Source organism: Halalkalibacter oceani (genome assembly GCF_040544555.1).
GTDB classification, from domain to species: domain Bacteria; phylum Bacillota; class Bacilli; order Bacillales; family Bacillaceae_D; genus Halalkalibacter; species Halalkalibacter oceani.
Genome location: NZ_JBEPKD010000005.1, coordinates 113,343 through 127,829 on the forward strand (window position 1 = coordinate 113,343; position 14,487 = coordinate 127,829).

The window sequence follows — 14,487 nt, forward strand, 5'->3', positions numbered from 1 at the left end:
GGTCGGTCAGGGATGGCTTTTGCCATCTTAATTGACCGAAAAATCACTACACAAATTGTTTTTCATGCAAAAAATTGTTATATAATAGACATATAGCAAAAAAGGAAGTGACGAACAATGGTCATGTATTTAACTCAAAGCAATCAAATCAGAGGTCTTTCTAAGGAGCAATTTAAACAACTGAAAGAAATGTGTCACTATGCAAAAAACCTTTACAATGTAGGCTTGTATAATGTGCGACAACATTACTTTACAGAAAAAAGCTTTTTAAGCTATGAATCCAACTATCACGTTTCAAAAACCAATGAAAATTATGGCATGCTTCAAGCGGGTGTTTCACAGCAAATTTTAAAAGTAGTAGATCGCTCTTTTAAAAGCTTTTTTAATCTAATTAAGAAAGCGAAAAAAGATGAATACCGCTTTCAAGATGTGAAATTACCGAGATATTTAAAGAAAGATGGTCTGTTTCCACTCATTTTTTCTACAAATGCAATTAGTATTAAAGATGGTTTTTTCCGTGTAGCTGTTTCAAATGCGTACAAAAAGTTGAATCCAAATTTCCAACAAATCCTGATACCTTTCCCTTCAAGACTAGAGGGTAAAAAGATAAAAGAAGTACGAATCGTCCCAAGAAACAACGGACAATTCTTTTCTATTCAATACGTCTATGAGCAACCGTATGAAGTGACAGAGCTAGATCGTAGCAAAGCACTAGCTATTGACATCGGATTAGACAATCTGGCTTCTTGCGTTGATACAGATGGGGCATCCTTTTTAATGGATGGAAAGAAAATCAAATCAATTAACCGTCTATACAACAAAGAGAAAGCACGTTTACAATCCATTGCCATGAAACAGGGTATGAAATACACGAAGCAGATTGACGCTATAACATTGAAGCGCAATCGTCAAATCAGTGATTCCATAAAAAAAAGCGCCAGACACATCATTAACTATTGCATAGAAAACAAAATCGGCAATCTAGTTGTGGGCTACAATAAAGATTTTAAGAGAAATATCAATATTGGCAAAAAGAATAATCAGCAGTTTGTACAAATTCCATTTGGAAATTTGAGAGAGCAACTTTTTAATCTTTGTGAGCGATATGGCATTGAATACAAAGAGCAAGAAGAAGCCTATACAAGCAAAGCGTCTTTTTTTGACAATGACCTCATTCCGAATTGGAATCCAGAAGAAAAAGAAAAGCACATTTTTAGCGGAAAACGTATAAAACGTGGTCTTTACCGCACGAAAACCGGATATGAGCTAAATGCTGATATTAATGGAGCTTTAAATATTTTACGCAAAAGTAACTTGGTGGATTGTGAAATCCTACAAGCTAGAGGGCGTTTGGCTCGCCCATTAAGAATAAGAGTCATTTGACCAAACTTCTTTTAAAGAATCCCACTCGTTTCACCGCAAGGTGTAGAGCTTGCCCCTTTAGGGGTGGGAGAAGTCAAGAATGTTGTTGGTGCTGCTATGAAGGCTCATACTCGTGAAGTATTGAGGATGAAATAGAGCGTATAATATACTAGTAAAAACCTCCCATTTTGTCGTATAATGGTAGAATGACGGATGGGAGGTGAAGAAATGAATATATTAAGTATCTTACATACTTTTGAGAACTTAACTAATAAAGAAAAAGAGCGACTTTTAAAAGAATTTAAGGTGAAGTCGTTTGTTGAACTCCACTTGAAAATTAATGAATCATTGAAAAAAACTCTAAATGTAATTGAAAATCAAGATTTAATTAATGCATCAAAATTCGTTAGGTGGAATGATGATTGGAATGAATATGGAATTTACGGAAGTAAAAGAGAAGTCTTGAAAGAAGTAGCTTCCAAAACCTATAGTAGAGGTAGAATTTTATTCATTGACTTCGGTCATCACAACATAGGTAGAGAGTTTTCGCATAATCATGCAGGAGTCGTACTAAAAGACTTTGGTTCAGTTATAGAAGTATTGCCTATAACATCGGACAAAGGTAAGAAATTTTCCAGCGATATTGAAAAAGCGATTATTCGAGTAAAGAAAGCCGATTATAATCAGTTTGATAATAATTCAATTTTGTTAACACATCAAATTCAATCAATCTCTAAGAATAGAATTATCAAAGACTTACACAAAACAATAGCTAAGACAGAATTAATGGTTCAGATTGAAGAAAGACTATCCTTCACTTATGCTCCTTACTATTCCAAAAAACAAAATGATGAAATAAACTCATTATCAGAAAAAGTTTTGCAATTAGAAGAAGAAATTCGTATTATGAGTGAATTAACTAAGGGAATAACTGAAGTAACTACTAGTGAAAAGTTAATCGCTTCTCATAAAGAAATAGTTGACTAAACACAACAAAACGTGTATGATGTAAGTATCAAAAGTTATATTAACCCTTTCCGTAAGGAATGAGGCTGTGCAATTAACCTATTAACCCTTGCAATATTGCAAGAGGCTTAAGACCTCCCTCCATTGTGAGCGAGGTCTTTTTCGTGGTTTCGATATTTGTTTATACATATGCCCCATGTCTCCCCTACTCTACTGGAGTCAGGGGATTTTTGTGTTTTAATTGCTTTGAAAGGAGTTGATGAAATGAATGAAGATTTGAAGTTGCTGATTACAGCAGGGATTAATACTGGTACATCTGTAAGGGAAATCAATAATTCAATTAAACAACTGCAGAAAGTTGTTAATCAAAAGAAATTAAATTTAAATATTAAAGTTAATCAAGATACTTTAAAGCAAATTGAAATGTTTAATACACGGATGAAGGCGCTGGGAGATCAAGCTTTAAATACACGGAAAGTTATAGAAGAAGTCACCTCCCCCACTGGCGCAAAAGTAACAAGAACTCACTGGGAAGGTGTAGGTGGGGCATTTTCTGAGATCGAATCAAAAGCCAAGCAGACTCAGAAATCAATGGCTCAAACATCGGAAGTAGCAAAAGAGACTAAAAAAGAATTTGATTCAATAGCAACATCTACTCAAAAAAATGAGAAATCAGCTCAAAAATTTAACTCTGAAATTCAAAAAACAGAGAATTTAGTAAAGCGTACATCACGTTTGAATTCTGAAGGTAAAAAGGTTTGGGATGAGACATATCAAAGCGCTTCAAAGGCACGGCAGGAAGTTGTTAAATATAATGAACATGGTGAACAAACCAATAAAGTTTACACTGAAAATTATAATAATTTAAGAAAACTTTCTCAGGAACGAGCTAAGTTGAGACGTGAATTGGTTGCAATGCAATCAGATGGTCGTATTTCTCAATCTCAGTTTAATGATTTATCTAGTAGATTAAATACAAGCACTAGCCAAGTTGCTTTGAATAAATATAAAGAACAGATGAAGTCATTAACTACAGTTACAAGCCAAGCAACAGCTAATCAAGCTAAATTAAATCAAGAGCAAGGTAAATTTAGAATTAATTTAAATCAATTACATAATCAAGGAAAAATTACTGAAGATCAATTAAGACAATTCAGTAATGCGGTTAATACTACAAAGTCAGTCGGACAAGTTAAAAGGCTATCGCAAGAAATAGATAAGCTAAGAGTGAAGGCTTCCAGTGTGTCTTCTACTCCACTAACTCAATTTGATCTAGATTTAGCAAGAAGGCAATTTGATAATAAAGCAAGTGAGGCAATTAGACAATACCCATCTATTGATAAACGGGCAATAGCTGACCTGCAAAATCAGTTTAAATCACTAGAAGTAGGAACAGATAACGTAAGAAATAAAATAAGAGATTATAACATGTCTCTAACGGAAACTGTCAGTCAGACTAAACGTGTGACTGCTAATACTAATACAATGGCTGGGGCATTCCAGAATGCAATGGTGGAATATCGCCGTCTAGCTTAGTAATAGGCTAGATTATGACAGGGGAAAATCGGTGAAGGCTAAGTCGTAAGATATGCTAATACCGAGGTAAATATTAAATGTAAAAGTTTAATATCACCGTAACGCATAGGTCTTGAACCTGTGTTTTTATCCACAGAATATAATAGACCCACGAGTCTCCTGTACCCTATCGATTATTCGAGGGTAAAAATGTATGCTATCTCATCATGAATCAACATGATTCAAAGGAGGAAACTCCGAGGGAGTAAAGATAAAAAGCTTTACTGTGAAAAATGGAAGTTCCCTATCTGGATGGCAGCCAGTACCGCTTTCTTTGGTACGATCAGAAGTTTCCAAAATATGTTAACACAAATTATCGAGATCGACAGTCAAATGACCTCATTAATGAGGGTATCCAATGGAGAAATCGATAGAAATCATATTCTTCAGCAAAGTGTTGATTTGGCAACGCGATTGGGTAATACAATAAGCCAAATTAACGCTGGGCTTGAAACGTTCGCCAGACAAGGCTTTAGAGATGATGGGCTAATTGCCATGACGGAAGCATCTACCTTATTTTCCAATATTTCGGAAATGGATGTTGACCAAGCGGCAAGTGGTCTAACTGCTATAGCTATGGGCATGAAGGAAATTAGCGATACAGATATCATGGTTGCGGTTGATGCCATAAATGAAGTCGATAATAATTTTGCGATTTGAAGAAGTCGCCTATATTGGTAACAATATAGTGATAACTCAGTGAACCCTATTGCTCAGGGGTGTACATTATTGTGCTAACGGTGGAAGTCTAAGTTATTTTAATACTTAATAAAATAATATGATAATACCGTGCCAAGCTTGAAAGGTAACTTTCTTGAAGGTGTAACGACTAATTCTTAGGAGGGAAAGATGAGCTGCCCTTCGAAGCGCTGAGAATCCTTTTTAAAGGATTATGATATAGTCTAACCCCTATTAAATATGTCGAAAGACAGGGTATTATATGTTCTTCTCAAAATATTGTTCAATCTATCCAAAAGTCAGTAGGTGCTGCAGAGACATTTGGTGTTTCACTGCATGAGCTAATTGGTTATACCACTGCTATTGGAGAAACTACGAGGGAATCTGGAAATATCATCGGTGAAAAGTTGCTGATGTAAAATTCTCACTTATTGACTTGGACGCCCTAACGTTTAGACGAGGGTAACAGGGGCGAAGTTTAAATACACGCTGAACGACTGAGTGTGAGAACGCTATTAAGCATAGCGAAGCGACAGTCTGAACTTCTATGGAGACATAGAGAGTAAGGTTGAAGCGCCTTACCGCCAAATATAGTATTTGGTCAGTAACCTTTAAACTAGGTGAAAGTAACAGCTTGAACAGTCTTAAAACAATATTTTCCAGAATCACCACAATGGATGGTTCAATTGATGCATTAAACTCAGTTGGTATAGCTGTACATAATATGGAGGGCGATGTTCGTCCAGTAGCAAATATATTAGATGAATTAGGCAGTAAATGGAGTTCCTTGAACTCTCAACAACAGCAATCTATTGCGCTTCAAATTGCCGGCAGATATCAGCTCTCGCGCTTCTTGGTTTTGATGAATAACCATTCTAGAGCCATCGAAGCTACTAACACAGCCATGAATTCCGCAGGATCTGGAATGAGGGAGAATGAACAATACTTACAATCATTAGAAGCCCGCATAAACAGATTTAAAAATTCGTGGACTGAAATGGCTATTACTGTCGGAGACGCTTTTCTGTCTGATGGTATTGTAGCATTTTCAGAAACTATGGCTACAATTTTATCTTCTAGTTCAGATATCATTAGTGTAATTGGTTTTCTGCCTCCAGCTCTTGGTGCGGCAACAGTGGCAACTGTAGCACTTAATTCTTCAATGAGAACCAATATAACGACCGCCGCAGCTCAAGCGGGAACGCTAACTACACTTAGAGGTATAATTTCAGGTGTAGGTGCAAGTGCAACAGCAACTGGTGCAGCTTTAGCAACTATGGGACGTTTCATGATTGGAGCCTTACCGCCTGTTGCTCTGATAATGCTTGGTAGCTTTGCATTAGAAAAGCTCTTCTCAGCTTACATGAAGAATAGAGAAGAAGTAAGGCAGCTAGAGCAAGAAATGAATAAGTCCACCGAGGCAATTAGAAGTCAAGGTGACACAGTTGATGAACTTGCAAATAGGTTCCAAGAACTTGAAAAATTAAAGCAAACAACTGGTTTAACAAATGAACAGGAAGAGGAATTTGTAAGTCTACAGAATCAATTAGCAGAAATACTACCTACTGTAGCTAGTGGATTAGATGAAAAAGGGAACAAGCTGATTGAAAGCTCTGATTTACTACAACAGGAAATTGACCTATTAAAAGAAAAAATTGAACTGGAGAAAGAGCAGAATAGACTGAATTTAGATTCAAACATTAATAGTCTGCAATTAGATATCGATAAAGAAATTAATAATATTGATAAATTGAAAAAGCATGTAATTTTTTACGAAGAAGAAATTTCTAGATTGCAAAATGACAATACTGCCTCTGCTTTCGACATTGAATGGAATCAACTGCAATTATTTGCTACAAAACAAAAAATCATTGAAGCAGAGCAGAAAATTCTAAATCTTAATAAGCAAATAGGTCAAACAGTTGCCGATACTGTTGAAGATGCTTCTAACTTAAGTAATCTGGATTTTGACTGGATATCTGAGATCAAAAAGAATGGATTCGATGGCATTGATTTAAATAATGATGAATTAATTAAATTCACTAAAACCCTCTCCTCTATTCGCAAATCTTTCGGTGAAGCATTTTCAACCGATCAACTAAAAACTTTTTCTCAAGAGCAGTTGCAAATCCTCTCCCACATGTCAGTTAATCTTCAAAATGGGACAAAAGATTTTAGTGATTGGACAGATGCTTTAAAAAATGCAGGGTTCTCATCTGATGATGCAGAATCAGCTATTAGTGCGTTAAATAGAGCTGTTGAGGAAACTGCTCATGTACAAGAAATGGTTGATCTTGGTGTATTTCGTGATTTAGAAGGAACAATTCCTGTAAAAACTACGAAAGAATACAATGAAGTTATAGAAGAAGGTATTCCTCTTTATATTGAAGTCGATGGGGTTATGCAGGAATTAACTGACACTTTAGACTCCCAATCCGAATCCATCGATCTCACTGAAAAATCCTTCGAAGAACTCACTCAATACATAGCCGAAAAAACTAACCCTACCCTATCCGATTACATGGCACTGGCATCAGCCACATCAGATGAACTCGACATCCTCTCCTCTGCTCACAAGGAATTAATCACCGACGGTAAGCTTTCTCAATCAAGTCTAGATAAGCTAATCGAAGCTTACCCAGACTTCATCAAAGTAACTGGCTTATCGACAGATAAGATGCTTGAATTTATAACAGCTTCTAAGCAGCAACGTATGCAAGCAATTCGTGATCAAAAAGAAATGACTAGAGCAACCATCGAAGAAACTGAGAAGCGAATTGCAGAGATGCAAAAAGAAATCGACGCAATGGGAGCGCGGACTCTAGCTCAAATCAGAAGTTATAACGCTCAAATTACTAGTCTAAGAAATGCATTGTCTAACACGACTGACCGAAGCGAACAAGAAAGACTCTCTAATGAAATCACTCGCATTAGTGGAGTCATTTACGATTTAAATACTGCCTTCCAAGAGCAGCACACTATTCTAAGTGACTTAAAAAAAGAAAATGAGGAAGCAACTAATTCATACACTTACCTCGACTATGCAGTAAATGATTTAGCTGAATCTTATCATAAGAATACTGAAGCAAACGACAAAAATAATAAATCTCAAAAAGACTCAATTTATTTAGCTAATAAGCGAGAAGAAGCAATCAAGGCTCTTAATCGTGAACTAACCAGACAGCAAAACGCTCAAAATAACTTACTAAAGGGATCTCAAAGATGGTTAAAAGCTAAGCAGGAAGAAATCAACCTCACTCAAAAACTAAGAGAAGAATTAGCTAATCAGAGGGCGGAATTAGAAAAACTACAAAATGCAGGAATCGTTCAACAATCAGGAGTAGTAAATTCTTCTTCGATGAATGGTGGATCGTCTTCATCGTCTTATAGCGGTCAATACGCTACTTATATTAATAAAGCCGCTGCACAATACGGAATTGATCCAAATCTAATTGCGGCTGTCATTCAAACAGAATCTAATTTCAATTCAAATGCCCGTTCCTCTGCCGGAGCACAGGGATTAATGCAATTAATGCCTGCTACCGCTAGAGAACTTGGAGTTACCAACATAAATGATCCTGAACAAAACATTATGGCAGGAACTAAATACCTCGCACAGCAACTTGAAAGATTTAGCGGAGATATCGAAAAAGCATTAGCTGCTTACAATGCGGGTCCCGGCAATGTTCAGAAATGGGTTAATAATGGTCAATGGGGTAATATACCGTTTAAGGAAACTCGAAATTACATTCCAAAAGTCTTAAATGAATACGGTAAATTTAATAATAATTCATCCTCTACAAGCGGAGTCTCTAATGATGTAGCCTCATATTATCTTAATAATTTCCGTCAAACTTCTCAGTTTGGTATGCGTAATGGACGTATGCACAATGGAATTGATCTCGCCCCAATGGAAAGAGGTAAACAAGGCGATCCAATTAAGGCTCTTATGGGTGGAGTTGTCAAATCAGTTGGTTATCAAAAAGATGGAGCTGGCTATTATATTACGTTAGAGCATATGGATGGTTCAGTAACTAAATATTTCCACCTTATGGAAATGCCTAGTTTAAAAGTTGGTCAACAAGTACAAGGTGGTCAGCAAATAGGTAAATTAGGAAACACTGGACGCTCTTCAGGTGCTCATCTTCATCTTGAATATTTGCAAAATGGTAAAGCCGTCAACCCTTTACCCGTTCTTCAGCAAATAGCACAAGGCGGAGGCGATTTTGCCCAATATCAACAAGGTCTTGCTAATCAAGCCCAAACAATTGAAGATTTAAAAGTTCAAGAACATCAGCTATATTTGCAGCAGCAAAAAATTCAAGAAGATTATTTAAATGGTTTAATTGAAAATCACAATCGTTCAATAGAAAGATTAGAGCGTTCAATTCAAGAACAGCAGAACATTATCGACCAAAATCCAGAAGGCTCAGCAGCCCGCAACCAAGCATTAAATCAAATTAACTACCTTCAAAGCTTAATTGATAAGGAATTAAATGAAATCCAGTATAAGGCTGGACAATACTCAAACAGAACAGATATTTCTGAACAAGGTAGATATGATTTTGCCGTACTTCGTGATGAAACTCGACTACGCAGACAAGGTATAACCATAGAGCAAGCTGAACGTAATGCCACACGCACTGAAGAAAAAGTTACTCAGCTACAAGGATTAATTGAACAGCAAAACCGATCCCTTCAACACGTTGAAAATGAATTAAACAAATTAGATCCCTACTCTCCTGAATATCGTGAAATGTTAGATGATCGACTTAAACACGAAAATGAAGCTCTTCGTCTTATGAATCGAATTAAAGAAGAATATACTAAAGCGATTGAATCAGGAAAATTAACTGAAGCTTCAATTAATCAATTTAAACAAGCGTTGTCGGATACGAACTTAGAAATCGAAGAACAATCTCGTTTAATCAAAGAAATAGATGAACTTTTTGCAGAGAGTGTCATTGGTGAATATAATCGAGAATTAGATAAACTCTCTTACCAATATGACTTATCAACAAAGACAATGGCTTTATACAAAGAAGGCTCAAAAGATTACATGCTTGAACTGAGCAAGCAAGCGAGTATAACAACGGAGCAAATCAATAAAGAAAAAGAATTACAACAAACCCTTCTTGAACTTTTAAGAACTAAAGATTTATCTATACAGAAGCAAGAAGAATATAATGAAATGATAAGAACTTCAGTTATTAGACAAAAAGAATTTCAACTCACTCTTCTAAACACAAGAGAATATATTCAAAATCAAATTGCAGATCAATTAACTAAACAGCAAACTCAATATTTAGATACTTTGAAAAATAAGTATGATGAACTAAATAAAACTCTAGAATCATTAATTAAACCAGAGGATATATTTAATGCTAATGAATTTAAGCACAGCATCAATGAGATTATTTACGAACTAGAGCGAATTGATGGTCAATTTAAGAAAAACGCCATGTTTGTAGAATCTGCATCTGGAGTATATAAAAATCTCGATCAAACGAGAAAATCAATTCTTGATATGGCAAACGCCATTGAAAAAATGGCTAATTCCACATCTAATAATCAGTCTGAATTAGAGAAAATGATTCGCTCGCAATCTCAATATGCCAATCAAATTAAAGATGAAATTGAACTTATCGATCAGAGAATTCGTCAAAGAGAGCTTGAACAGAAGAAAATTGAAGATTCTCTTCAAAATCAAATAGATCTCAGACAAAAAGAAATAGAGCAATTAGATGAACAATATCAAAAAGAAGATAGACTCAAACGATTACGTGATCTAGAAGAAGAAATGGATAAAGTGTATAACGATAGACGTTTTGAGTATATTGACGCAGAAGGAAATGTCATCCTTACCTATGACAGAGGTCGCTACAATGAATTAGTCAAACAACGTGACGAGATGCTTGAGCAATACGAGCGTGAAGATATTAAAAAAGCCCGTCAAGATGAAATTAATGAACTCCAAGAAAAGCTAAACAAAACGAGAGAAATTCACAGGGCAGAAATAAATGACATCAATCTTCAACGCAATGCTTTAAACACTTTATACAATGCTTTAGTTGCAAACACTAGAGATAAAATGGCTCAGCTTAAATCATTACAAGACCAACATCTCGAAGACACAAGAAAGAATTGGGATGACATTATTGAATCCGTCAGAGAAGGAACAATGACCTATTCTGAATTAATGAATAGCTGGTATGGATCTGCATTAGAAGAGATGAAGGACTTTGGGTTGGAAGTGGCTGAAGAAGTCAATAAAATAAAGGATTTATACAATCAATTATTTGAAGTTCAAGTTCCGGAGCCTCCAAAACAAAAGAGTGGTAGTAGCGGAAGTAGCAGTTCTAAAACTGGAAGTACCATCGGAAGAGTTATAGGTGGTTTTGTAGGAGGAGGAGCAGGTGGCGCTGTTGGTGGAGCAATCGGCGGCGCTATTGGCTCAATCAGAGATAAAATCACTAAAAAACATGATGGCGGCATTGTCGAGGGTGGAAAGCCAAATAAAGTCACACAATTGATGAATACCCTCATGAATGCTAATGCAGATGAGCAAGCAATTTTAGCATTGAAAAATGAATTATTCTCTCCTGAAGAAAATCTTACCAAATACGCTCTTCCTAACATGAGAAATCTAATGAGTAAGGTTACACCTAATTTAAGTTTACAACCACAAACAACTGAAACTCATTACCATATTCATAAAGACATCTTAGTAAAAGCGGATAATCCATACGATATGCTTCAAGGTATTCGTACTTTTGTAAATACAAATAAAGGTTAAGTTCAGGGGTGGTTAACACCCCTTTTCTCTTTTTGAAAGAGGTGAAAGAATGAATATTAATAAACCTTTTAATATTAACTTAAAAGGTGGAAATTTTGATTTTAACGAATCTCGACGGATTACTTGGCAAGTGTCAGGAGCAATTCAAACAAGTTTTGCCATTAACATCTATAGAAATGATACAGACAATTTAGTATGGTCACTCCCCCAAACAAATAGTTACAATCAGAACTATACTTTAGCTGCCGGATCAATAGCGAACGGTTATGAATATAAAATCCAAATTCAAGTGTGGGCTGAAAATGGTTCTACTGCTTCATCATATGCGGAAGTATTCAGAGCATCCACAAAGCCAACGGTTAATATTACTACAACTGGTATTATCAATAATGCATCTGCTCTTTTCGAAGCTGAATATTCTCAAATTGAAGGAGTGTCAATGCGCTCCTATCAGGCTTTTCTCTATAATTCAGCAGAGGTATTGATTAACTCCTCCCCTATCTTAACCGGACTACCTTTGCAACACTTGTTCACTGGTTTACAAAGTGATAGTACATATTATATTGAATTTCAGGCAACCAGCAATTACGGATTAATTGGCGCAAGTGGGAAAATACAGTTTAATGTTTTATATGGTCAACCGACCATTAACATATTACCTGTAGCAGAGAATATACCCGAATTAGCTGCTGTTCGCTTAAGTTGGAATGTTCTACAGATTATAGCTAAGCCCATATGCGAAGATGAAGAAATGATATTTCTGGATGATCCTAATGATATAAATAATAAAATGTTAGATTTGCGTGATAGCTGTGGAATTTATTTTGATGAGGGATTTCGATTAGACAAAAATGGAACAGTTAGCTTATGGCTAGAGAAGCCTACACATAAGCAAAATTTATTAATTTTACGTGGGCAAACTGGAGAATTCAGATTGCAATATAATGATATTTATGAGTGCTTTTTCCTATATAAAATCAAGTTTTTATCTGGACTTCGCACCTTCTGGGCAAGTAATAAAGTAGAAAGAAATAAGCGATATTACGTTGAGTTTAGACAAATAAATAATGATGTTGATTTTAAGGCATTAGCCTTAGATTGAAAGGAGATGAAAAATGGTTCCTTATAATTTTAGAGGTAACTATAATTCCTCTTATGACTATGAAAGATATGATGTAGTTTTATATAGACCAGACGAAGATTCTTCACGGAGAATCTTTTTTTGTTTGAATCAGAACAGCTCAAGTGATCCTCAAACTCCAAATATCAATGCAGATACAGACTATTGGGCAATACTCAACGATGGCTCTCAATTCCCTAATAGTGTAGATACATTTAATTTACAGTCAACAATAACGAATAGTGATAAACCAAAAGTTCAGAGGTATTTTGAATTATCTGCTATGACAAGTAGGACTCCTGAACTAGATGATGAACTAGATCAGTTAACAGGAGAAATTAGAAATAAGCTACTTTTACCACAGGATATCAATAAAATTCAAGAAGCTGTTCAAAACTTGCAGATGTTTTTATTGAGTGAAATTGTGGGTTATTTGAAGGAAAAACAAGATGAATGGAATGCAACACTTAATGAATTTAGGGATCGTGGAGCTTATGTAAATTCTACTCAATATTACAAATGGAATACTGTTCAATATATGGATCAAACATATATGGCTAAACAAGATACACTTGGAAATTTACCAACAAACTCTACTTATTGGCAATTGATTGCTAAAAAGGGGTTACAAGGTGATTCGGGTGAAAAAGGCGATGATGGTATTGATTTGGTATTTAAAGGGGCTTATGACCCTTCCTATATTTATGAAACTAATCATGCCGTTGAGTATTTGGGTTCTGTTTATAAATGTACCTCACAATCAATTGGCAATGTTCCTACAGATGAGAACTTTTGGGAATTATTCGTATCTAAAGGAGCAAGTCATCGTCTAATTGTGCGTACTAATTCGGTCACTCTTGATCAGACGGAATCAGTCGTCTACATACAAATTCCTGAATTTAACGCTTCAACAGATACTTTACTTGTTTCTCAAAATACAACCGTATTAACCAGAGGCGTACATTACACTCTAAATGGCAACGTATATATTCAAAAAACAAATGGTACATGGGATGAAGGTACAAGATTTACATTTTGGGTATTTAAAAATGCTTATGAAACAGTTATCTACTCCGATGGAACTTTAATTGAACATGGCTCGATTGGTAATGAACAGTTGAATAGCGATATAAAAATTGGTTCATTACAAGAATTAGAAACCGAATATAAAGATGACATAGTCGGCGCAATTAATGAAGTAAAAGTAAATCTAGATGAAACTAATGATAATGTCTCTAGTTTGAACCAAGATTTAGAAGATCATATTAATACATTTGCTTCAACTACTCAGCGAGGTCATGTTTTACTAAGTGACTCGACTACTAGTGATTCATCTGAAACAGGTGCAACATCTAAAGCAGTAAAATCCGCTATGGATCGTGCCGATGCAGCTTTTACGTCAGCCAGTAATGGGAAAAATCAAATTGCTACCGCCATTACTGGAAAAGGTGTACCAGCGAGTGGTAGCGATACATTTACTCAACTAGCAAATAAAATTGAACAAATAGCCACAGAATATGCCAAGAGTAGAGTCCTATTAGATAATGTAAATCAACTTCCTATAGTTAATGAATACTGGGAAATGGGACTATATCACAGAGTAGGCTCGATATCAATGAGTGATACAAGTTTTTCCATAGCTATTCACAATGATTACGTTCCAGTTAGTACTGTTGTTAGTAAAGAAAGAATAGATTTAAATGGAATAAATTCAATCTTTATCTACATGAATACAGATAGCACTATAATGGGTAGAGCTGGAATGATTTCTATTTCGGATAACAAGTCTACTGGAGTAAATGACTTTATCAGGCAATGGAGCGTTGAAGAATATACTGGAAGTATGCAACTTATGATATTGGATGTTTCAGATATAAATGGTAGTCATTATATTAAATTCGGCTATGAAGATCCACCTAGCAGTAGTGGATCTTATTGGAGAATGCGTATTAATGGAGTTTATCTAGTTTGAATTAAAAAAATTCAATAA

At 35.5% G+C, this 14,487-nt stretch carries 7 protein-coding genes and 1 pseudogene; all 8 read left to right on the forward strand.

The window, feature by feature from the left end; all coding sequences use genetic code 11:
• Positions 1–117: 117 nt before the first annotated feature.
• The 8 genes and pseudogenes from ABMB67_RS08405 to ABMB67_RS08435 all read left to right on the forward strand — a co-directional run bounded on the left by ABMB67_RS08405 (position 118) and on the right by ABMB67_RS08435 (position 14,469).
• Positions 118–1,383, forward strand: a complete 1,266-nt coding sequence (locus tag ABMB67_RS08405) for an RNA-guided endonuclease InsQ/TnpB family protein (RefSeq protein ID WP_354571770.1) — start codon at positions 118–120, stop codon at positions 1,381–1,383.
• A gap of 207 nt (positions 1,384–1,590) precedes the next feature.
• Positions 1,591–2,349, forward strand: coding sequence for a type II toxin-antitoxin system PemK/MazF family toxin (locus tag ABMB67_RS08410; RefSeq protein ID WP_354571771.1), 759 nt, complete (start codon positions 1,591–1,593; stop codon positions 2,347–2,349).
• 243 nt (positions 2,350–2,592) lie between these two features.
• Positions 2,593–3,864 (forward strand): hypothetical protein, encoded by a 1,272-nt coding sequence (locus ABMB67_RS08415; RefSeq protein WP_354571772.1) that lies wholly within the window; start codon positions 2,593–2,595, stop codon positions 3,862–3,864.
• A gap of 291 nt (positions 3,865–4,155) precedes the next feature.
• Positions 4,156–4,563, forward strand: coding sequence for a phage tail tape measure protein (locus ABMB67_RS08420; protein WP_354571773.1), 408 nt, complete (start codon positions 4,156–4,158; stop codon positions 4,561–4,563).
• Positions 4,564–4,892: 329 nt separating this feature from the next.
• Positions 4,893–4,991: pseudogene (locus ABMB67_RS23435) on the forward strand (hypothetical protein); the annotation flags it as partial.
• A gap of 224 nt (positions 4,992–5,215) precedes the next feature.
• Positions 5,216–11,377 (forward strand): phage tail tape measure protein, encoded by a 6,162-nt coding sequence (locus tag ABMB67_RS08425; protein WP_354571774.1) that lies wholly within the window; start codon positions 5,216–5,218, stop codon positions 11,375–11,377.
• A 49-nt stretch (positions 11,378–11,426) separates the two neighbouring features.
• On the forward strand, positions 11,427–12,479 hold the full coding sequence (locus tag ABMB67_RS08430) for a hypothetical protein (protein WP_354571775.1): 1,053 nt from the start codon (positions 11,427–11,429) through the stop codon (positions 12,477–12,479).
• 13 nt (positions 12,480–12,492) lie between these two features.
• On the forward strand, positions 12,493–14,469 hold the full coding sequence (locus tag ABMB67_RS08435; protein ID WP_354571776.1) for a tail fiber protein: 1,977 nt from the start codon (positions 12,493–12,495) through the stop codon (positions 14,467–14,469).
• Positions 14,470–14,487 lie beyond the last annotated feature (18 nt).